This window comes from Paraburkholderia sp. JHI869 (genome assembly GCF_038900775.1).
Classification (GTDB): Bacteria; Pseudomonadota; Gammaproteobacteria; order Burkholderiales; family Burkholderiaceae; genus Paraburkholderia.
The window spans coordinates 150,895-170,302 of sequence record NZ_JAYMSC010000007.1 but is presented as its reverse complement, the minus strand read 5'-3'; the positions used below and the strand labels follow the sequence as shown (position 1 = coordinate 170,302).

Genomic DNA, 19,408 nt, shown 5'->3' with positions numbered 1-19,408 from the left:
CACTGTCTCCTGAATATTTTGTTCGTATGACGAAATATTTTCCGGTTGCCGCATCATGCCCGCGTCATCGAGGAGCGCGCGACATGACAAGCAAGGCTCGACGCGCGCGCCAATCGGCGCACGCTCGGGAGCATCCTATGGGGAAGACAACGTCATGAGAACGCGCCACAAGGCGTGGCGCGGGGGCGAATCCCAGTGCGTGGAACTGGGACTCGCGCGAGAGGGTGGCTGCGTTGCCAGGCGGGCCGGCAAGCGATCAGGAGGCGATCAGGAGGCGCTCAGCGAGCGTGTTGAAAACAAGGGTATCGCAGCGTCCAGGCCACGATCACCCGCCCACTACGATCGAATAATGGCCAGGTCCGACCTTGTCGAGATATTGATAAGCCACACCGTCCGTTGCGACTGAGCCGGGATCGAGATCCGAAGCGGACGTTGCCTGAGTGACCGCGCCATTGACCTTGACCGTCCCGCCAGCAGGAATGGCGATGGTCCCCGTCGTGCCCGCCGGAACGTCGATCTGCGCGCTGAACGCACCGCTCGCCGATCGGCCCCATTTCACGCCAATCGCTCCGAACGGTGTCGGCACGGTGCCCACGGCCCACTGAAGATCGCCGGGTTGCGGCTTGATGAGCCACTGCTTGTAGCCCGGCGCCGCCGGCCGCACGCCGAGCACATAGCGCGACATGGCCGACGTCGGGCCCGACGACCAGCCGTGCGCCAGGCTCGTCTGGGCGCTGACCGGCAGGCCGTCGGTGCCCATCGCTTCCCAGGTGGTGCCGGTGTAATTGTCGCCGGCCGCGACCATGTTGCCCCAGAGCGTTGAGATCAGGCTGAGCGCGCCGCGCGTGTCGCCACTCCCGAACCGGGCGCGCGCTTCCATATCGCTGGCAAACGGACTCACGACTGCCGTGCGGCCGCTGTCGGCGGAAAACGCGAGACGTCCGTACGGATTGGCCAGATGCTGCACGAGATTCGCGAGGATCGTGGAGGCGCTGCCTTGCGGCGCGACCCCCGTCGATATGGCGAGTGCGTTCGCATCCTGCGCAACGGCGGTGAGATTGGCCGCGCTCATACCGTAGTAGCCGTTGCTGGCGTTGTACAGGCGCGTGTTGATGGCCTGCTTCAGCGCGGCCGCCCGCTGCGCATAGGTCGCCGAAGTACTCGAATCGCCGATCGCAGTGGCGAGATCCGCGGCCTGGCTCAATACCTGGTAGTACAGCAGATTGGTCGCGGTGACTTCGCCTACGACAGGACTCGCGAAGTTCGGCAGCCAGTCCTGCGCGTTGCTCGCATCGACGGAAATCAGGCCGTTTGCATCGACCAGGGTCTGCAGATAACCCAGTTCTCCCTGCGCCGCGCTCCACTGCGCTTTCAGGAGCGTAGCGTCTCCCGTGTACAGATAGTAGTCGTGCAGGATCGCGATGAAATACATGGAGTACTGCGCCGAATAAAAGCTCGATGAACCATACGGATCGGCGGCGCCGCTAATCAGCGGATCTTGTGGGCTATGCGTGGTCGAGACTTCGCCATTCGCCAGCCGATAACTGCCCAGCAACTGAATCGAAGCCGCCACGGCGTCGCTTTGCGCAGTCGTGTAGAACAACGTCGGCCCTTCCACCGCGATATCGCCCGACCACACGGTCCGGTCGCGCTTTGCACCATCGATCAGTAGGGGCAGCGCGTTTGTATTCGCGGAAAAGTCGTCGAGCGCGCTGGCCGTCTCCAGACTGTTGGCATAAAGCGAAGCGCCGCTCGTCGTAATCGCCAGATTCCGGTAAGTAGCCTGGCTCGCGGGCACGTTGAAAAATCCTGCGCTGCCGTAATTGGTCAGCAGTACGGAGGATGCGCCGGAGGCGTCCAGCGTGCCGAGGCTCGCGCCGTCCAGCGTCACGCCGACCTGATTGCCGCTCAGCGAGGTCGTGACGCTATGCCAGGTGCCCGTCGCCACGCCCGCCGCGATGGGCAAGCTGCCCAGCTTGATCGTGCCGCCCGCGAAGGTGCTGTAGGCGTCGAGTTCCAGCGTATTGGGCGTGCCTTGCGTGTCGCTCGCCGAATGCAGCACGAAGCGCAGGCTCGTGAGATTGCCGGAATCGCGCATTGTCCAGCCCGCGCTGTTGGTGTCCACGCGCACATCGAAGGCCATCGCGTAGTCGGCGGGCCAGGTGCCGCTCTTCTGCACGATGCCCGTGCCGCTCGTGCCGATCGTCACGCCGTCCGCCGTCACCTGCCACGCAAGCGGAAGCGCCGCTGCGGCCAGCCGGTCCATCTCCACGGTATACGCGCCCGCCGTCCAGATGCGGTTCAGCACATCGGAGCTGGAAACGAAGCTTCCCTGCGTGGCCGATGTCGGCGCGGTATAGAGCGATTGAATCGCGACGCTGTTAAGCGTGACCTCGCCCGGCGTGGCAAGCGAAAGCGTTTCGTAGCGCTCGCCGCCCTGCACCGCGCGGGCCTTGATCGCGCCCGCGGCAGCGACGGGATAGAGGCTCGTGCGCTGCGGATCGACGGAGACGGTCAGGCCGGCGCTCACATCGCCGGTCGCGGCGTTCTTGTAGCTTTCGCTGAACGTGGCCGAGAGTGTGGGCTCGCCGGTCTCGGCTGCGACGCCGAAACTCGGCAAGCCGCCCACTTCATGGCCGTAGTCCAGCACGACCGTTGGCGGCGTGCCGCCTGCCGTGTACTTGAGCGTCACCGCGCCGCCCGAAAGCAGCGAATCGGCGCCCGTGACCGAGCCCGATACGCTCACGACCTTGACCGGCCGCACGTTGCCCGTGTCGGCCAGGTAATTCGCCGCGCTCACGCTCGCAGGCCATGGGGTCGTGTTGTCCGCGCTGGTGCTGGCGCCACCGCACGCTGCTAGCGTCAGCGCAGCGGCCATCAGTGCCGCCGTGAGTGTCGCGGCCAATGCGGCGCTCGGTTGCGCAGGAAAGCGCCTGTCTCCGGGATGCCTCGGCATCGCTGTCTCCTTTGTTGTGTTCGATCGAACGCGCCGCCGGGTGCTGCGGGCGCGATACGGAATACGGAGCTTGCCCGAGTCCCGCACGTCGATCCCACGGAAATCGCGATATGTCGCATCGCAAAACACGTCGGCCGGGAAAGCAGCGAATCCCTACACTCTCGGCACGCGTCACGCTTTGCGCGAAATCAATAAATTGGAGACAAAAATGCCGGCACGCCGCGGATCGAATGGCGCTTTAGTGGTCGCCCACGTGGCGGGAATGATCGATCTGGTCGCCCTGCCCGTGTGGGTCAATACGCTCATCCAACATTTTCAGTTCGACGCCCAGCGAGCGGGTGCGCTCGCCACGGCCTACCTGACATGCGCCGTGATCTGTTCGGCCTGCATTGCGCCGCTGTTTACCCGCCTGCCCGGCCGACTGACCGCCGCAGCGGGCTTCGCCCTGGCCGCGTGCGGATTCGGCGTGGCCGCGCACGCCACGACTTTCGCCGGCATGCTGGGCGCGCACGCGGTTGCGGGAGCCGGCGTGGGCTGCGGGCTGTCCGTCGCGCACGGCGCGATTGGCAGAACGGCCAATCCGCATCGCCTGTTCGCGCTGAGCCACCTCGCCCTCGCGATTTTCGGCGTCGTGTACTTCGCCGCCGTGCCGGCGCTCGTCGCGGTACATGGCGGCGCCACGCTGTTCATCGTGTTCGTCGGGCTTTCTGCCGTCGCCGCCGTCGCGCTTGCGCTCGCCTGGCCAACTCGCGAGCAAGGCGCCGAAGCGGCGCAGCACCGCGCCGTGCAAGGCACCAGGCTCGGGCGCGGCTGCTGGAGCGCAATCATTGGCATCGTGTTCATGGCGATCAACCAGGCCATGGTGTTCAGCTTCGTGCAGCGCATTGGTCTCGCTCGCGGGTTTGGGGAGGCGCACGTGAACGCCGTGCTCGTGGCGGTCGGACTCGTGAACTTGCTGCCGCCCGTGCTAGCCGCGCTGCTTCAGCGCAAGCTCGACGCGCGCAATGTGGCGCTGGCGGGTCCTGTCGCACAGGCAGTCCTCGCATGGGTCATCAGCAGCACGTCGTCGTTCGCGCCCTATGCGCTCGCCACGAGCCTCTGGGTCTTCGCGATGATCTTCACGCACACGTTTCTGTTCGGCTTGCTCGCAAAGCTGGACACGACCGGCCGCGCGCTCGCCTACACACCGGCCATGCTGATGGCGGGCTCGGCCGTGGGGCCGCTGCTTGGCGGCGTGCTGATCGTGCGTTCCGGCTTTGGTGCGATCGGCGTGGCGGCGGTCTTGATCGGCCTCGTCAGCTTCCTGTTTTTCAGCCGTCTGCGCGCGCTCGACGTCGTGCAGACCCGTTTCGACCTGCCCCCGGCACGTTGACTTTCACTCTGGCAATTCATTCGAGGTTCCGAAAATGGCAGGCATCGTCTTCAACAACGTTCGTGTATTCGACGGCAGCGGATCCGCTCCCTTTCCTTCGCAGGTGCGCGTGGAGAGCAACCGCATCGCCGCGCTGGCGTCGACCTCTGCGCCTTCGCTTGCACTCAATGGCGACGACATCTACGACTGTGGCGGCGCAACGCTGATGCCGGGCCTCGTCGAGGCGCACGCGCATTTGTCCTGGCCCAGCTCGGTCGAGAAGTTCGTGCCCGGCATGGCGCTGCCGCCCGAAGAACTCGTGCTCACCACGGCGCGCAACGCGCGCATCCTGCTCGATCACGGCTTTACGAGCGCCTATTCGGCGGGGTCGCTGAGCAAGCGCGTGGAAGTCGCGCTGCGCGAGCAGATCGAGAGCGGCGGCATGCCCGGCCCGCGGCTCGTGGCGTCCTCGATCGAGCGCACGCCGCCGGTCGCCGCCGACGAGCAGGAACTCAATCCGGGTGAAGTGGACCCGCACGGCGTGGGACCGGAAGCCGTGCGTGCGTTCGTGCGCTCTTGCGCGGAGATGGGGGCACGCTCGGTGAAGTTCCTGCTCTCGGGCGAAGACGCATTGCAGCCCGGCGCGTCGCAGCAACTGCTGTATAGCGAAGCCGAAGCGAAGGCGGCAGGCGACGAAGCCGCGGCGGCGGGCGTGTGGCTCGCCGCGCACGCACAGGCGGCCGAGGCCGTGAAGATGGCGCTGCGCAACGGCTTTCGCGTGCTCTACCACTGCACCTACGCCGACGAAGAAGCGCTCGACATGCTGGAGGCCGCCCGCGAGCGCATTTTCGTGGCGCCCGCCATCGGCATCATTCAGGCGACGCTCGACGCCTCCCCGCCGCCCCACTTCGACATGACGCACATGAAGCGCAGCGCAGCCGAAGTGCGCGAACTGCAGCAACGCCTCGTGCCGGAACTGCGCCGCCGCGGCGTGCGCGTGCTGCCCGGCGGCGACTACGGTTTCCCGTTCAATCCGAATGGCCGCAACGCGCGCGATCTTCAGCTCTTCGTCGAGCTGTTCGGCTATTCGCCTGCTGAGGCATTGCATGCGGCCACGGCGCTGGGCGGCGCGCTGATGGGCATGCCCGACGAGCTTGGCCGTATCGCCCCCGGCTATCTCGCCGACCTGCTGATCGTCGACGGCGACCCGACCGAAGACGTGGCCATCCTCCAGGACAAGCGGCGGCTGACGGGCATCATGAAGGACGGCCGCTTCCACAAGACGCCGCACGCACTGCGCGCCGCGCGCTGAACGAAGGAGCACATGACGATGAGCCAGAACGATCTACCGACCGCCGATGAACTCGCACGGCTGATCCGCACGACGGGCGCCGTGATCGATCCGCCGCTGGTGAAAAGCTGGTACGCGCCCTTGCGCGAGACACAGCGCAAAGACGGCGCCGAAGTGCGCCACGACATTGCCTATGGCGATGACGAACGCCACAAGCTGGACGTCTATCTGCCGACCACGGGCGACACGACGGGCCGTCCGCTGCTGCTCTTTGTGCACGGCGGCGGCTTCGTGCGCGGCGACCGCCGCGATCGCGCCAACGTGGGCTGGCGGTTCGCGCGGGCGGGCTTTGTCACGGTGGTCCCGAGCTACCGCCTCGGCCCGGCGCACCGCTGGCCGGCCGGCGCTCAGGACGTCGCGGCGGCATGGGCATGGGCGCACGCCAACGCCGAAGCGCTCGGCGCCAACCCGCAGCGCATTTACGTGGCGGGCGAATCCGCGGGCGCGGCGCACGTCGCCGCCGCCACGCTCATGCGGCGCTTTCGGCCGGCAGACGTGAGCGCGCCGCGCGCCGCGCTGCTCGTCTCCGGCGTCTACAACGTGCAACTGGAAAAGCTCGCGCGCCGGCAGTTCGGGATTCCGAGCCCCGACCCGCGCAACGAGGCGTATTTCGGCAGCGACTTCGCGTGCTACCCCGCCATGTCGACCGTGGAGAACGTCGACAGCGAAGCGTTCCCGCTGCTCATTACCTGGGCCGAACTCGACCCGCCGCAAATGCAGATCCAGGCCGGCGAACTGTTTGCGCGGCTCACCATGCAACACGGGTTCGATCCTGACGTCGCCGTGATTCGCGGCCACAACCATTTGTCCCAACTCGAAGCCATCAACACCGCCGACGACGAACTCGCATCGACCCTGCTCGACTTCCTGCAGCAGCACTAAAACACCCATAACCACAATACACATGGAGACACGGATTTGAACAAGGCCTGTTATTTCGCATTCCGAACGTTAACGATTTCCGCATGCCTCGCTGGTGCGGCGCACGCCACCGAAGGCGGCGGAACGGTCGTGCCGATTGGCGTGCAGACCATTGCCTCCGGCGTGCTGCAGGACCCGGGCGATTATCTGCTCAACTACAACACGTGGGTCTACGCGAACAGCTTTCCGAACAACGAAGGCAAGAATTCACTGCCGGACGGCGATCTGCGCGTGCAGGCGCATTCGCTGCGTTACTTGCACGTATTCGAGAACTTCAAGATCGCAGGAGGGGACACGGCGTTCGAGATTGCCTCCGCGTATGTCGATACGACGCTCAGTTCGCTCTACGCGAATGGCCATGACAGCGGTATCGGCGATACGTCGTTCGGGCCGTCCATTGGCTGGCACAGCGCCACCTTTCACCAGATGGTTTCGCTGCTGGCCGTGATTCCAACGGGCTCCTACGAGGCCACGCGCGCCGTCAACGTGGGGCGCAACTACTACGCGCTACAAGCCGATTACGCCGCGAGCTGGTTTTTTGCGCGAGGCTGGGAACTGAGTGGCATGTTCAAGGTGATCTTCAACGCGAAGAATCACTCGGATGGCTACAAGTCGGGTATCGAAACCGATCTCGACTACGCGCTCAACTACCACCTGCCCTATGGGTTCTTCGCAGGCGTAGGAGGCTACTGGCACAACCAGCTGACCAACGACACGCTCAACGGCAACGTGGTCGACGAGAATGGCTACCGCGTGCGCGATGTGGCCATCGGTCCGCAAGTCGGCTGGGGCACGCAGAAGTACGGGGCGTATGTCGCCTGGCAGCATCAGGTCTATGCGCGCAATACCGCCAAGGGCGATCTTGTCTGGCTCAATGCCTTCGTGAAGTTCTAAGATCGAGGACGTTCAGGCCGCCAACATGGCGGCCGCTTCGACAAGCCGTTCTCGTAGCCACCTGTGGCACGGATCCTTCTCCCGATATTCGTGCCACTGCAAAAACTCCCTCACGGTAGGGATGGCGACAGGCGGCTCCACAAGCCGCAGCGGCAGTCTGCGCGAAAGCTCGTTGGCGAGTCGCCGGTGCATGGTGGCGATCATCTGCGTGCCGATGAGCGCAGTGGCGATCGAGCAGAAGTCCGAGGTGGTCACGCGAACGCGCCGCTTGATACCCTGCTCTTCCAGATAGCGGCTGTCGTAGGTCGGCGCGCGCGGCCATCCGAGCAACGCAGCGACATGATCGAGGGCTTCGAACTGCTCGACATTCTGCAGTTGCGCGCCGACCTTCTCATTGCCCTCCCACACCACGCACGTATAACTGTCGTCGAAGAGCGGCCGATTCGGATGATCCGGCGCGATGAACGGCTCCGGAATGATCAGGAAATCGTATTCGCCGCGGCGCAGCTTCTCCGCCGAATCTTCCACTTGCGGCATGAATTCCAGCGTGATGTGCGGCGCGAGCGGCTCGATCACCGGAATCAGCCGATGCATGAGCACGTTGATCACATAGTCCGAGGTCGCGATCTTGAAGTGCCGCCGCGCATTCGCGGGCTCGAACTCGGGATTGATCGCGACGATCGTCTGCACCTGGAGCAGCAAATCGCGCACCGGCTGAACCAGTTCGGTCGCCAGCGGCGTCAACTCCAGGTTGCGCCCCACCGGCACCAGCAACTCGTCGTCGAAATATTCCCTGAGCTTGGCGAGCATGCCGCTGATCGCCGACTGGCTGAGGTTCAGCCGCTCCGCCGCGCGTGTGATGCGGCGCTCGTCCAGCAGTGCATCGAGCGTGACGAGCAGGTTCAGGTCCAGTCGATTAAAGCGCATCTCTTGCGTCTCCATGCAAAAGGCCGCCTCGTCGGGCGGCCTTGTTATTCGAAACGATCCGGCCGTTCCGTCGCTGGCGCTCAGCCCGCCACGCCAGGATCATGCCGCGCGTTCGAAGGCAGCGCATCGTCGTCCTGCGCGCTCGCGGCGTTCTGCATCGAGGCCGGCAGCGCGGCGATTTCCGTCTTGCCGAGCGCAATGACACCCGCAGCAAGAATCAAGGCGCCCGTGAACAACGCGAACGTCCACACCGGATCAGGGTTGATGGAAGCGACGATGCCCACGATAACAGGCCCGAGTATGCCGCCTATCCGGTTCAACCCGACCGCGACCCCCATGCCGGTGCCGCGAATTTCCGTGCGGTAGCACATGGCCTGGTAGTTGTTCATGATCGCTTGCGCGCCGAAGATGAAGAAGCCCACGCACGCGACCAGCGCCATCGAGCCTGCGTTGCCGAGCGTGACGGCAAGCGCCGCCATAAAGAGGCCCGCCACGATATAGCCCACGACCATCGCACGAATGCGGCTATGCATGCGGTCGGCGAGCCAGCCCATGGATATGCCGCCGAACACCGAGGCGACCATGACGACCGTGCCGTAGCTGAATGCCGACGATACGCCGCCGCCCTTGTTCACGACCATGGTCGGCAGCCAGCCGGTCAGGCCATGAATGCAAAAGAGGCTCAACGCTCCCGCGACCCAGTGAACCAGCGTGTTGCGACGGTACTCGGCGGAAAGCAGATCGCGCACCGAACCGGGCCGCGAGGTTGCGCGCATCGGCAGGATATGGCCTTCACGATAGACCGCCTCGCGCTCCGGGCGGGCGGCCTTGAGCAACGCGAGCACTTCGTCGGTGCGGCCGCGCAGTGCAAGATACTGGGCCGATTCCGGCAGCCATTTCATGGCAGCCGCCGCAACCAGCGCCGAGAGCACGCCGACGAAATAGAGCGATTGCCAGCCGAGATGCGGCGTGAGCGTGAGCCCGGCGATGCCCGCGAAGATACCGCCCGCGGAAAAGCCGAACTGAAACACCCACGTCGCAAAGGTGTTCGCGTTGCGGCGCGGCGCCCACTCGTTGATGCAGGTGAGCGCGAGCGGCGTGACCATGCCGAGCGCGGTGCCCATCAGGAGACGCGCGAGCGCGAAGCTCGTGGCGGAGTGAACGACAGTGGCGAGCAGGGCGCTAGAGAGCGTGAGCGTCCACAGCGCGCCGAGCATCACCTTGCGCCGGCCGATGCGGTCGGCGATCAAGCCCTGCAGCACCGAGCCGATCGAGAGCCCGACAATGCCGCTGGAGAGCATGATGCCGATCATCGCAGGCGACGGCTGCCATTGGTGCCGCACGAGCGGAATCACATAGGCGGCGTTGAAGAGATCGTAGCCGTCGAAAAACATGATGAAGGCGACGAGTACCGCGAAGCGCAGATGGAAGCCGCCGATGCGCGCGTGCGCCAGCTCCTCCCTGACATTGATGGGTGTTGCCAAGGTTTGTCTCCGTATGGTTGGGTACTGGACCCGTGCCGCCTTTTTTCATGGCGGTCTAAAACGAGGCTTCTGGTCAGGCCGCTTCCTGCGGCCTGTCCGCGAGCGTTAGCCGTGCAAGGCGACGTCGAGCTTCGCGAGCGAATCCGCGAGACCTGCTGCATCGCCCGCCACGCCGTAGACGTAGTGATCCGGACGCACGATCGCCACGCGGCAGCCATTGCGTTCGAACCACGCCGCCAGCACGCCGTCGATTTCCACGATCCTGCGCGTGTCGGGCAACACCGCCGCATGGTGGGCGTCACCGTCCGGCGCAAGTTCGACGATCTGCGCGCCCACGCGCTCCGCCGCCTTCTGTGCGTCGCTCGAAAGCGGCTCGCCGCCCAGCGTCACGACGCGCCAGTTGCCGCCCGCCACGAGGTCGAGCAACGCGGCATCTTCGGCGTGCTGCACGCGGGGTTGCGGGAACAACGTGCCGTTCGCTGCGTGCGAGGCATGCGAAAGCAGCCCAGCGTCGAGCTTCGGCACGATGTCCTGGCGCGCGATCGTCTTCACTACCCCACCCGCCTCGCGCAGCAGCCGCGCGTCGCGCTCGCGCGCGGCGTCGACGTCGCGTTCGCAGATCAGCTTGCCGATCTCCTTGATACGCGTGGTGAGTTGGCGCACATGGAGGCTGCGTTCGGCCTGGTAGCTGTCGAGCAGTTCGGACTGCGCGGTGCCCGCCATCACGGCATCGAGCTTCCACACCAGGTTCACCACGTCGCGAATGCCCTGGCACATGCCCTGGCCGATGAACGGCGGCTGCTGGTGCGCCGCGTCGCCGCCGATGAATACGCGTCCACGACGCCATTGCTTCGCGACGAGCGCATGAAAGCGATAGCTCGCCGCGCGCCACAACTCGCCATCCTCGCGCGTGAGCCAGCGCGAGAGCAGCTTCCACACCTGCTCGTCTTTCTGCATTTCGCGCGGGTCTTCGCCCGGCATCAGCATGATTTCCCAGCGGCGATGGCCGCCCGGGCCGACGATGTACGTGCACGGCCGCGACGGCTCGCAATACTGGATGGCAACCTTCGGCAGCTTTTCGATGCCGCGCTCGTTCACGCGCAGGTCCACCACCAGCCACGGTTCGTCGAACACGAGGTCTTCGTACTCGATGCCCAGTTGCGTGCGCACCGTGCTCGAAGCGCCGTCGCAGCCAAGCAGGTAATCGCACGTCACGGTGCGCGTCGAGCCCGTATCGTCCTTGAGATGAACCGTCACGCCCTGTGCCGTTTCCTCGAAGCTCACGAGTTCGGTGCCCAGCGCGATTTCGACCGTTTCATAGGCGCTCGCATGCTCGCGCAGCGCGGCTTCCACGGGCGGCTGCGTGAACACCATCGTCGGCATGTAGCCGAGGGGCCAGGGTTTGGGCACCGTGTCGATGCGCTTGATCAACTGGCCATCCACGCCGTAATACTCGGAAGGCGGGAACACGGCCACATGCTCCGCAATCCGATCGACCACGCCGAGTCCCTGAAACACGCGCATGATCTCGTGGTCGACGGCGATCGCGCGCGGCTTGTCATAGACTTCGCGCGCGCGGTCCACGCATAGCATCTTGCGGCCGCGCTGCCCGAGCAGCCCCGCCGCCACCGCGCCGGATGGCCCGAAGCCGACCACGACCACTTCGTAATGGTTGTTGCGTTCCATCGTCATGCGCCCGCTTCGTCCTGCACCGTGTTTTGCAACCGGCCCACGCGCTCGATGTCCACTTCCACGCGATCGCCCTGCTTGAGCCACACCGAAGGATCGCGCGCCCAACCCACGCCGGCGGGCGTGCCCATCGCGACCACGTCGCCCGGTTCGAGCGTCATGCATTCGCTAAGGAGTTCGATGGTTTCCGCCACGCCCCAGATCATGTCGGTGGTGCTCGCCTGCTGCATGACCTGGCCGTTGAGGATCAAGCGCAGCTTGAGGCCTTCGGCGCCGGGCGGCAGGTCATCGGCGGTCACGAGCCACGGACCGAACGAGCCCGTGCCGTCGAAGTTCTTGCCGATCGTCCATTGCGACGTGCGCTTCTGGTAGTCGCGCACGGAAACATCGTTGAAGCATGCGTAGCCGTACACGTAGTCGAGCGCGTTTTCGCGCTTCACATGGCGCGCGCGTTTGCCGATCACGATCATGAGTTCCGCTTCGTAGTCGAGCTTTTCCGAAATGCGCGGGCGGATCACCGGGTCTTCGTGCGCGATGAGCGAAGATGCGCCGCGGAAGAAGATGAGCGGATAAACCGGCTTGAGATTGCCACCTTCCTTGGCGTGATCGTAGAAGTTGTGGCCAAGGCACACGATCTTGCCCGGTTCCGGCACGACGGGCGCAAGCTTGAGCGATGCGTACGGGGCGCGATGCTCGCCGCTCGCGACGGCGCGTTGTGCAGCCGCGTTCAGGTCCACGCCAGCCTTGAGCGCCGCGCGCAGATCGGCGGGAACCGAAGCGTCAGCCTTGTTGAGGTCGACCACGTCGTCGCCGTCGATAACGCCAAGGCGCGTCGTGTCGCCCGATCGGAAAGTAACCAGTTTCATGATGTTCTATCTTTTAAGAAAAATTGATTCGTTATGCGATGTTTGTTCGATGATCAACGCGGCCCGGTTGCTGAAGTTTCCGGCGCACGAAAGAAGATGTTCTTTTGCGCGGCCTTCATCCGCTCCGAAGGATTGCGTCCCACGCCCCACTGGTCGATGCGCCCCGGCGGCCATTTCCAGTCGTCCGGGCCACCGGTGCGATAGCTCTCGTCCACCTGCTGCACTTCGGCGGTGTATTCGATGACGAAATCGAACGGCCCGAGGAAGTACGCGAACACGTTGTTGCCCGGACCGTGGCGGCCCACGCCCCACTCGATCGGATAGCCTGCGTCGTTCATGCGGCCGCCGCCGCGCATCACCGAGTCGAGGTCCGGCATCACAAAGGCGATGTGGTTCAGGCTGTTTTCCTGCGCGTCGGCCAGCGCGATGCTGTGGTGGTCGCTGCCGCAACGCATGAAGGCCATGATGCGCGTGCGGTCCGAGAGCCGGAAGCCGAGCGCCTTTTCAAAGAAGGCCTGCGCCACCGTGACGTTCTCGCTATTGAGCACGACGTGCGTAATCTTGATCGGGCGGTCCTTGACCGGTTCGGTGTCGGCGTGACTGCGTCCGCCTGCAATGAAACGCAGCGTGCGGCCTTGCGGATCGCGCACCTCGAGCAGCGTGCCCGCACCCGGCATCGTGGTGGGGACCGGGCCGCTCAGCACCGTGCCGCCATGCTTCTCGACCGCGAGCGCGATCGTATCGAGATGCCCGATTTCGGCCACATCGAATTCGATGGCGCGCACGTCCGCATGCTCGCTCTGCGTGAGCGTGAGGATGTGATGCGCCGCGCCCGTGCCACGGAAATACACCTTCTCCGGGCGGCGCGTGAGTTCCTTCAGGTGCCAGGTTTCCGCGTAAAAACGCGCGGCGAGTTCGAGATCGGGCACGCCGATCTCGATGCCTCTCAGGCCCGTTACGAGGCACTGGGTCATGTCATGCTCCATTCCTGATGCCCAGGAATTCCCGGGCGTTGCGATAGATGAGGCGTTCGGTTGCGGCCGCGTCGAGGCGCAGCAGCTCGACCCCGCCTACAGGGTCGCGCTCGCGGAACGCGAACGGGTAATCGGTGCCCAGCATGATGCGTGTATCGCCGAACGTCTCGACGAGATGCCGCAGTGTGGCAGGGTCGAACACCAGCGAGTCGTACCAGAGGCGGCGCGCCTGCTCGCGTGCGCTTTGCTGCAGCGTCTCGCGCAACGGTTCGAAAACGCGGCTGGCTTTTTCGAGGCGCGGGAGCAGCGAAGCGAGCGTGCCGCCGCCGTGGCTGAAGGCAATGCGAAGATTCGGATGCCTGACGATCAGGTTCGACGTAATCGCTGACGCGGCGGCGAGCCCGACATCAGTGGGGAACGCGAGCGCCTGTACGAGTTGCGCAGGACCCACGAGCCGCTCCTTTCCTGCCGGGCGCAACGCGTGCACGAATACGGCTGCGCCAAGTGCGGCTGCCGCTTCGAAGAAGGCGTCGAACTGCGCGGCGCCTATCGGCGCGCCATTGATGTTGCTGCCGATCTCGACACCCGCGAAACCCGGCGTAGCCATCAGCCGCTCGAGCTCGCGAATCGCCATGTCCACATTCTGCAGCGGCACCGCGCCGAGCCCGACCATGCGGCCCGCGCTCGCTTCCGTCATTTGCGCGATCGTGTCGTTGAGATATTGCAGCAGCGGCAGCGCGTCGGGCGCCTCCATCCAGTACGACAGCAACTCGGGCATGGGTGAGATCGCCTGGATCGCCACGTTCTGCGTGTCCATGTCGACGAGACGCTTTTGCGTGTCCCAGCACAGGTCGGAGACCGTGCGATAGATCTTCTCGTCGATCACCACATGGCGGTGACACGCATGCGCCTCGCGCATGGAAGGCCAGTCGCGCGGCACGTGTGCGCCGAGATAGCGCGGAAACCCGGCGGGCACGATATGCGCGTGGACGTCGATGCCGTGGCACGCGCAGCGGTAGGTCGGATGCATGGCGAGCCGTCGCCTTATCGGTACGAGAGGCCTGCGTTGCGCAGACCTTCGATGCAGATGGCCTCGTCCTCGTCGCCGGTGCCCCCGCTCGCGCCAATCGCACCGAGCACTTGGCCGCTCGGGGCAACGATCACGACTGCCCCCGTCTGCGGGATGAACTTGCCGCCCGCCGCGGGTGCGATGGCGTTGAAGAACACCGGGTTGGCGCTTGCGCGCTCATGCAGCGTGCGCGAGGCGACGCCCATGCCGAACGCCGCCGCGGCCTTGCCGTGCGCAATGTCCACGCGTAGCGGCGTCGCGCCGTCTTCGCGCGCCATGGACTTCAGTTGCCCGGATTCGTCGAGCACGACGACCGCCATCGGCTTGAAGCCTTCGCGGCGCGCCGCGGCGAGCGCTGTGTCGACCGCGCGCTTTGCCTGATCCAGCGTCAGTGATTCCAAGTCGCTCTCCATCATGATTCGATCTGTTGATGATCATAATATATACAAAACTATCATGTCTAACGTTTTGTGTATTTGTTGAGGGAAAACCCCGTACTCAAGCTTGGGACCGGTGTAGCTGTTCAAATCAGATATACTTCATCCCAGATCGAATCCCTTATGAGGTGTGACTTGTCCCGCATCGTAGCTAACCCAGCTGCGCCCGCAGGCACGGGGGGCGCGAGTGTCGCGACCCTGGCAACGAACCTGTATGACCGCATTCGCGCCGACCTGCTCGACGGCAAGCTCGAACCGGGGCGCAAGCTCCAGATCGAGTTCCTTTGCGACCACTACCAGGCGGGCCAGACGCCCGTGCGCGAGGCGCTCAACCGGCTCACCTCCGACGGTCTCGTCGAGCGCCGCGACCAGCGCGGTTTCGCAGTGGCCGGCATCAGCGCAACCGACCTTCGCGAAATCACCAAGACGCGCTGCTGGCTCGAAGAAGTCGCCCTGCGCGAAGCCTTCGCCACCCGTTCGACCGAATGGGAAGAGGACGTCGTGCTCGCGTATCACCGGCTTTCCAAGGTGCCGCGCTCGCTCAGCGAGAGCGAATACAAGGAAAACCCCGAGTGGGAGCGCCGCCACCGCGAGTTTCACCGCGCGCTGATTGGCGGCTGCCAGTCGCGCTGGCTCATCAACTTCTGCGAGCAACTGGCCGACCAGCTTTACCGCTACCGCCAGCTCTCCGTGCGGCGCGTGTTTCCCAAGCGCCACGAAGGCGCCGAGCACAAGGAAATTCTCGACGCGGTCGTGGCCGGTGACGCGGCTCACGCCATCCAGCTCCTTACTACGCACTACCAGCAGACGGCGGACATCATCCTCACCGACGCCGACCTGTTCCCGCCTTCCTCCCGCTAAGCCGTTCCCCCGCCATTGCAGCCTGCCGCGCCTTCCGAGGCGCGGTTGCGCTCGTCCGCGCACTCAACATACACATCCTGGTGTTTTCGATAGTTTTGTATATTTTTATTGACGGATAACTACTCCGTACACAAAACTCCTGCTTTCAGAGAGTGCCGCATCCCGACGGCACCGTTCAGGAGACTTCATGAAGCTACCGCTCGCGCCGACCTTTCCACTCGCGCCCATCGCTGCGCTCGCTGCCGCGCTCGCAGCACCCGCGGCTTACGCGCAATCGTCCGTCACGCTCTACGGCATCATCGACACCGCCATCCAGGTCGCCCGCACGGGCGGCAACACCGTGGTGCGCGAGGCGTCGAGTTCGATCGCACCGAACCGTTGGGGCCTCTTCGGCAAGGAAGATCTCGGCGGCGGCTATAGCGCGGTCTTCAAGCTCGAAAACGGCTTCAACCTGAACTCGGGCGCGATGGCGAGCAGCAACACGCTCTTCAATCGCGAGGCGTGGATCGGCATTCGCGGGCCGTTCGGCCAGGTCCAGGCGGGCAACAACTACACGCCGCTGTTCCTCTCCTACGTGACCTACTCGATCGGCGAACTCAACGCGCTCGCCTGGGGTAACGCCACCAACAACTACGTGTTCGTGCCGGTGGCGCGCACCGCCAACTCGATCCGCTATACCTCGAACGAACTCGCCGGCTTCACGGTGCGCGCGCTGTTTGCGCGCGGCGCGAACGGAACGAGCGGCGTGCCCGCCTCGCTCGGCGACACGCTTTCCGCGGGCGTGAACTTCAAGGCAGGCCAGTTCTCCGCCGACGTCGACTATCTGCAGCAGCGCTTCGCCAACACGGCGACGCTCACGACCACGACGCCGGTCGGCACGGGACGCTACTACCTGATCGGCGCCTCGTACGACTTCGGCTTCGTGAAGACGGCCGCGCTCTACCAGATGCACCGCAACGCGACCGGCGTGAGCACGTCGATCTCGAGCGCCTACGCCACGCCGAACCACGACTTCTACGAAGTGAACGCGCTGATTCGCCATCTGGGGAACGGCTCGCTGCTCGCGAGCTTCGGCCAGTACTTCCTGAAGTCGGGTGGCGACGGTCACGCCACCTCATGGGCCTTGCGCTACGACTACCCGCTTTCGAAGCGCACAGGCTTCTATGCCGGCGTGGCGGGCGTGCACAATCACGGCACGACGGCGTTCACCGTGACGGACGCCGCGGGCCCCGGCATCGCCGTTTCTCCGGGCAAGGACATCACGACCGGGATTGTCGGCATCGTTCACAACTTCTAGCCTGGAACGCAGGCGATGGTGATGAAAAAAGTCCGCATTCCTGCCGCGTTGAGCCTCGTCGTCGGCGCGGGTCTCGCGATGTCGCTGGCCATTGCTGCGGCGGGCGTGGCTTGCGCCTATGCGTCCAATACGCTCGCGCAGGCCGCGCTCGGCGCAGCGCGAGCGCAGAGCGATGGGACGCTCGTTGCGGCGCTTGCCGGCTTGCAGCGTCTTCAACACACTGCTTTGGTTTGCATCGGTATCCTTACGATCTGCAGCGCGTTATTGGCATTCGCAGGAAGGCGCTGGCTCACCACCAAGGTCGTCCAGCCGCTCGATGGCGCCATGCGGGCGGTCAACGCCATCGCGCTGGGGGAATTGCGCGAGAAGATCGTCATCGACGAGGCGACCCAGGCGCGCAAGCTGTTTGCGGCGCTCGCACAGATGCAGCACGGGCTCGTCAAGACGCTATCGCTCGTCACCCAGGAGGCCGTAGCTGTCGATGATTGCGCAACGCACCTCTCCAGCCAGAACCTGCGCCTTTCGAGCGGCACGGAGTCGCAGGCGGCGGCGATCGAGCAAACCGCGGCAACGACCCAGCAGATCAGCGAAGGCGTGCAGCGCAGCGCACAGGTGGCGGCGCAAACCAACCGGCTCGCCGAAAACGCCTCGCAACTCGCCGATGCGAGCCGCACGCGGGTGCGCGCGGTGATCGACGCCATGGACTCCATCGCAAAGGATTCACAGCAGATCAGCGCCGTGGTTTCGGTCGTCAACGACCTCGCATTTCAAACCAATATCCTCGCGCTCAACGCGGCCGTGGAGGCGGCGCGCGCCGGGCATCAGGGCAAAGGCTTTGCCGTGGTCGCATCCGAAGTGCGCAGCCTCGCCCAACGCAGCGCCAGTGCGGCTCGCGAGATCGAAGGGTTGATCGCCAGTGCGCGAAGCACGATCGAGCGAGGCGCGCGGCTTTGTGCCGACGTGGGCATCGCCATGGATGAAGTCGTCGCGGCTGCCCACGAAGTGGTGGAACTCAGCGACGACATGAGCCGCTCGGCGAGCGAGCAGAGTCATGGCGTGCAGCAGTTGAACCAGGCGATCCGGGAGATCGACTCCGTCACGCAGCAAAATGCGGGCATGGTGCAGCATTTCGTAGAGACGACCGAGGATCTCAATGGGCGCGCCCGCACGCTCGCTAGTGCCGTTGGTGCGTGGAAGCTCAATGAGGACTGCGTTTAGCTGTACCGCATGATCGGGAGAAACGAGGAAGAGCCGCGGCTCTTCCTCTCGCCCTGCGTGTAGCCAACACCGACACCCGTCAGTCGTAAAGCACCGCCGCGATCTTCGGGTCGCTCATATTGGTCTTGTCGTACCAGTAAAAGCCCGTGTCGATTTTCTTGGGCAGCGTTTCGCCCTTCAACGCCTTCGCCGCGGAATCGACGACGCACTTGCCGATACCGACCGGGTTCTGCGTAATCGCGCCCGCCATCAGGCCGGACATGATGGCTTCCTTCTGCTCCTTGCCCGAGTCGAAGCCGATCAGCACGAGCTTCTTGCCCGACTCCTTCACGCCGATCGCAGCACCTTCCGCCGAGCCTTCATTGGCGCCAAAAATGCCCTTGAGGTTCGGGTTTGCCTGAATCATCGCCTTGGCGATTTCCGCCGACTTCAGGTGGTCGCCCGCGCCGTACTGCACGGAAACGATCTTGATGCCCGGGTGCTTCGTCTTCATCTGGTTGAGGAAGCCGTCGCGCCGGTCGATACCCGTGCGGCTCGTCTGGTCATGCACGATCACGCCGACTTCGCCTGAATTGCCGATCATCTCCGCCATCTTGTCGGCGGCGAGCGCGGCGGCGGCGAGGTTGTCCGTGGCGCAGGTCGTGAGCGGAATATCGCTGTCGACGCCCGAGTCGAACGCGATCACCGGGATCTTGCTGGACTGCGCGCGCTTGAGCAGCGGAATGGCGGCTTTGCTGTCGAGCGCGGCAATGCCTAGCGCCTGCGGTTTCTTGGCGAGCGCGGCCGAGAGCATGTCGATCTGCTTGTCGACCATGGCCTCGGTTTCAGGACCCTCGAACGTGATCCTGACGTTGTTCGCCTTCGCCGACTGTTCCGCGCCGGATTTCACGGCTTGCCAGAACTGATGCTGGAAGCCTTTCGAAATAATCGGAATGTAGGGTTCCTCAGCATACGTCGCGCTGGACGCGCCAATGAGCGCGCCTACTCCGATTACTGCACTGATTAGTGTTCTTTTCAACATGACATTTCTCCTCCAAAGGTGGGCCATAGACCTCCAGCCGTGAGGGAGCCTTGTTTTACTCCCCGTTCTTCCGTGCTTCTTTCCGTCTCCTC

At 64.6% G+C, this 19,408-nt stretch carries 16 protein-coding genes; 7 read left to right on the top strand and 9 right to left on the bottom strand.

The window, feature by feature from the left end:
• Positions 1 to 325: 325 nt before the first annotated feature.
• Positions 326 to 2,956, bottom strand: coding sequence for an alpha-L-rhamnosidase C-terminal domain-containing protein (locus tag VSR72_RS14995; RefSeq protein ID WP_342953120.1), 2,631 nt, complete (start codon positions 2,954 to 2,956; stop codon positions 326 to 328).
• Between the two features lie 208 nt (positions 2,957 to 3,164).
• Here VSR72_RS14995 and VSR72_RS14990 point away from each other — a divergent pair, with 208 nt between their 5' ends.
• Genes VSR72_RS14990 through VSR72_RS14975 form a run of 4 tightly spaced genes read left to right on the top strand, consistent with a single transcriptional unit; the run spans position 3,165 to position 7,473 of the window.
• Positions 3,165 to 4,328 (top strand): MFS transporter, encoded by a 1,164-nt coding sequence (locus VSR72_RS14990; protein ID WP_342953119.1) that lies wholly within the window; start codon positions 3,165 to 3,167, stop codon positions 4,326 to 4,328.
• A 34-nt stretch (positions 4,329 to 4,362) separates the two neighbouring features.
• On the top strand, positions 4,363 to 5,619 hold the full coding sequence (locus tag VSR72_RS14985) for an amidohydrolase family protein (RefSeq protein WP_342953118.1): 1,257 nt from the start codon (positions 4,363 to 4,365) through the stop codon (positions 5,617 to 5,619).
• 18 nt (positions 5,620 to 5,637) lie between these two features.
• Positions 5,638 to 6,540 (top strand): alpha/beta hydrolase, encoded by a 903-nt coding sequence (locus VSR72_RS14980; RefSeq protein WP_342953117.1) that lies wholly within the window; start codon positions 5,638 to 5,640, stop codon positions 6,538 to 6,540.
• Positions 6,541 to 6,576: 36 nt separating this feature from the next.
• Positions 6,577 to 7,473 (top strand): transporter, encoded by an 897-nt coding sequence (locus tag VSR72_RS14975; RefSeq protein WP_342953116.1) that lies wholly within the window; start codon positions 6,577 to 6,579, stop codon positions 7,471 to 7,473.
• Positions 7,474 to 7,485: 12 nt separating this feature from the next.
• Here the strand turns inward: VSR72_RS14975 and VSR72_RS14970 are convergent, their stop codons facing one another.
• The 7 genes from VSR72_RS14970 to VSR72_RS14940 form a co-directional block, all read right to left on the bottom strand.
• A complete protein-coding gene (locus VSR72_RS14970; protein WP_342953115.1) occupies positions 7,486 to 8,400 on the bottom strand; it encodes a LysR family transcriptional regulator in 915 nt (304 codons plus the stop codon).
• Between the two features lie 80 nt (positions 8,401 to 8,480).
• On the bottom strand, positions 8,481 to 9,884 hold the full coding sequence (locus tag VSR72_RS14965) for an MFS transporter (protein ID WP_342953114.1): 1,404 nt from the start codon (positions 9,882 to 9,884) through the stop codon (positions 8,481 to 8,483).
• Between the two features lie 105 nt (positions 9,885 to 9,989).
• Positions 9,990 to 11,576 carry a bifunctional 3-(3-hydroxy-phenyl)propionate/3-hydroxycinnamic acid hydroxylase gene (locus VSR72_RS14960; protein WP_342953113.1) on the bottom strand — a complete coding sequence of 529 codons (1,587 nt, stop codon included), beginning with the start codon at positions 11,574 to 11,576 and terminating at the stop codon, positions 9,990 to 9,992.
• Positions 11,573 to 12,439, bottom strand: coding sequence for a fumarylacetoacetate hydrolase family protein (locus VSR72_RS14955; RefSeq protein WP_342953112.1), 867 nt, complete (start codon positions 12,437 to 12,439; stop codon positions 11,573 to 11,575). Before VSR72_RS14955 ends, VSR72_RS14960 begins: the two co-directional genes overlap by 4 nt.
• Before the next feature lie 53 nt (positions 12,440 to 12,492).
• Positions 12,493 to 13,413: a VOC family protein gene (locus VSR72_RS14950; protein ID WP_342953111.1), complete on the bottom strand. Its 921-nt coding sequence runs from the start codon at positions 13,411 to 13,413 to the stop codon at positions 12,493 to 12,495.
• A 1-nt stretch (position 13,414) separates the two neighbouring features.
• Positions 13,415 to 14,443 (bottom strand): amidohydrolase family protein, encoded by a 1,029-nt coding sequence (locus VSR72_RS14945; protein WP_342953110.1) that lies wholly within the window; start codon positions 14,441 to 14,443, stop codon positions 13,415 to 13,417.
• A 14-nt stretch (positions 14,444 to 14,457) separates the two neighbouring features.
• On the bottom strand, positions 14,458 to 14,883 hold the full coding sequence (locus tag VSR72_RS14940) for a heme-binding protein (protein WP_342953109.1): 426 nt from the start codon (positions 14,881 to 14,883) through the stop codon (positions 14,458 to 14,460).
• 171 nt (positions 14,884 to 15,054) lie between these two features.
• Between VSR72_RS14940 and VSR72_RS14935 the strand changes: the two genes are divergently transcribed.
• The 3 genes from VSR72_RS14935 (at position 15,055) to VSR72_RS14925 (ending at position 18,295) form a co-directional block, all read left to right on the top strand.
• Positions 15,055 to 15,780 carry a GntR family transcriptional regulator gene (locus VSR72_RS14935; protein ID WP_342953108.1) on the top strand — a complete coding sequence of 242 codons (726 nt, stop codon included), beginning with the start codon at positions 15,055 to 15,057 and terminating at the stop codon, positions 15,778 to 15,780.
• 187 nt (positions 15,781 to 15,967) lie between these two features.
• Positions 15,968 to 17,077: a porin gene (locus tag VSR72_RS14930; RefSeq protein ID WP_342953107.1), complete on the top strand. Its 1,110-nt coding sequence runs from the start codon at positions 15,968 to 15,970 to the stop codon at positions 17,075 to 17,077.
• A 21-nt stretch (positions 17,078 to 17,098) separates the two neighbouring features.
• Complete coding sequence (locus VSR72_RS14925; RefSeq protein WP_342953106.1) at positions 17,099 to 18,295, top strand: methyl-accepting chemotaxis protein; 1,197 nt, start codon at positions 17,099 to 17,101, stop codon at positions 18,293 to 18,295.
• Positions 18,296 to 18,374: 79 nt separating this feature from the next.
• Here the strand turns inward: VSR72_RS14925 and VSR72_RS14920 are convergent, their stop codons facing one another.
• Positions 18,375 to 19,316, bottom strand: coding sequence for an ABC transporter substrate-binding protein (locus VSR72_RS14920; protein ID WP_342953105.1), 942 nt, complete (start codon positions 19,314 to 19,316; stop codon positions 18,375 to 18,377).
• Positions 19,317 to 19,408: the final 92 nt, after the last annotated feature.

What these genes read in the sequence shown, in the direction of transcription:
- VSR72_RS14955 (WP_342953112.1), bottom strand. Translation starts at nt 12,439, where the DNA reads ATGAAACTGGTTACTTTCCGATCGGGCGACACGACGCGCCTTGGCGTT.
- VSR72_RS14980 (WP_342953117.1), top strand. Translation starts at nt 5,638, where the DNA reads ATGAGCCAGAACGATCTACCGACCGCCGATGAACTCGCACGGCTGATC.
- VSR72_RS14920 (WP_342953105.1), bottom strand. Translation starts at nt 19,316, where the DNA reads ATGTTGAAAAGAACACTAATCAGTGCAGTAATCGGAGTAGGCGCGCTC.
- VSR72_RS14930 (WP_342953107.1), top strand. Translation starts at nt 15,968, where the DNA reads ATGAAGCTACCGCTCGCGCCGACCTTTCCACTCGCGCCCATCGCTGCG.
- VSR72_RS14990 (WP_342953119.1), top strand. Translation starts at nt 3,165, where the DNA reads ATGCCGGCACGCCGCGGATCGAATGGCGCTTTAGTGGTCGCCCACGTG.
- VSR72_RS14950 (WP_342953111.1), bottom strand. Translation starts at nt 13,413, where the DNA reads ATGACCCAGTGCCTCGTAACGGGCCTGAGAGGCATCGAGATCGGCGTG.
- VSR72_RS14925 (WP_342953106.1), top strand. Translation starts at nt 17,099, where the DNA reads ATGAAAAAAGTCCGCATTCCTGCCGCGTTGAGCCTCGTCGTCGGCGCG.
- VSR72_RS14995 (WP_342953120.1), bottom strand. Translation starts at nt 2,956, where the DNA reads ATGCCGAGGCATCCCGGAGACAGGCGCTTTCCTGCGCAACCGAGCGCC.
- VSR72_RS14945 (WP_342953110.1), bottom strand. Translation starts at nt 14,443, where the DNA reads ATGCATCCGACCTACCGCTGCGCGTGCCACGGCATCGACGTCCACGCG.
- VSR72_RS14960 (WP_342953113.1), bottom strand. Translation starts at nt 11,576, where the DNA reads ATGACGATGGAACGCAACAACCATTACGAAGTGGTCGTGGTCGGCTTC.
- VSR72_RS14970 (WP_342953115.1), bottom strand. Translation starts at nt 8,400, where the DNA reads ATGCGCTTTAATCGACTGGACCTGAACCTGCTCGTCACGCTCGATGCA.
- VSR72_RS14985 (WP_342953118.1), top strand. Translation starts at nt 4,363, where the DNA reads ATGGCAGGCATCGTCTTCAACAACGTTCGTGTATTCGACGGCAGCGGA.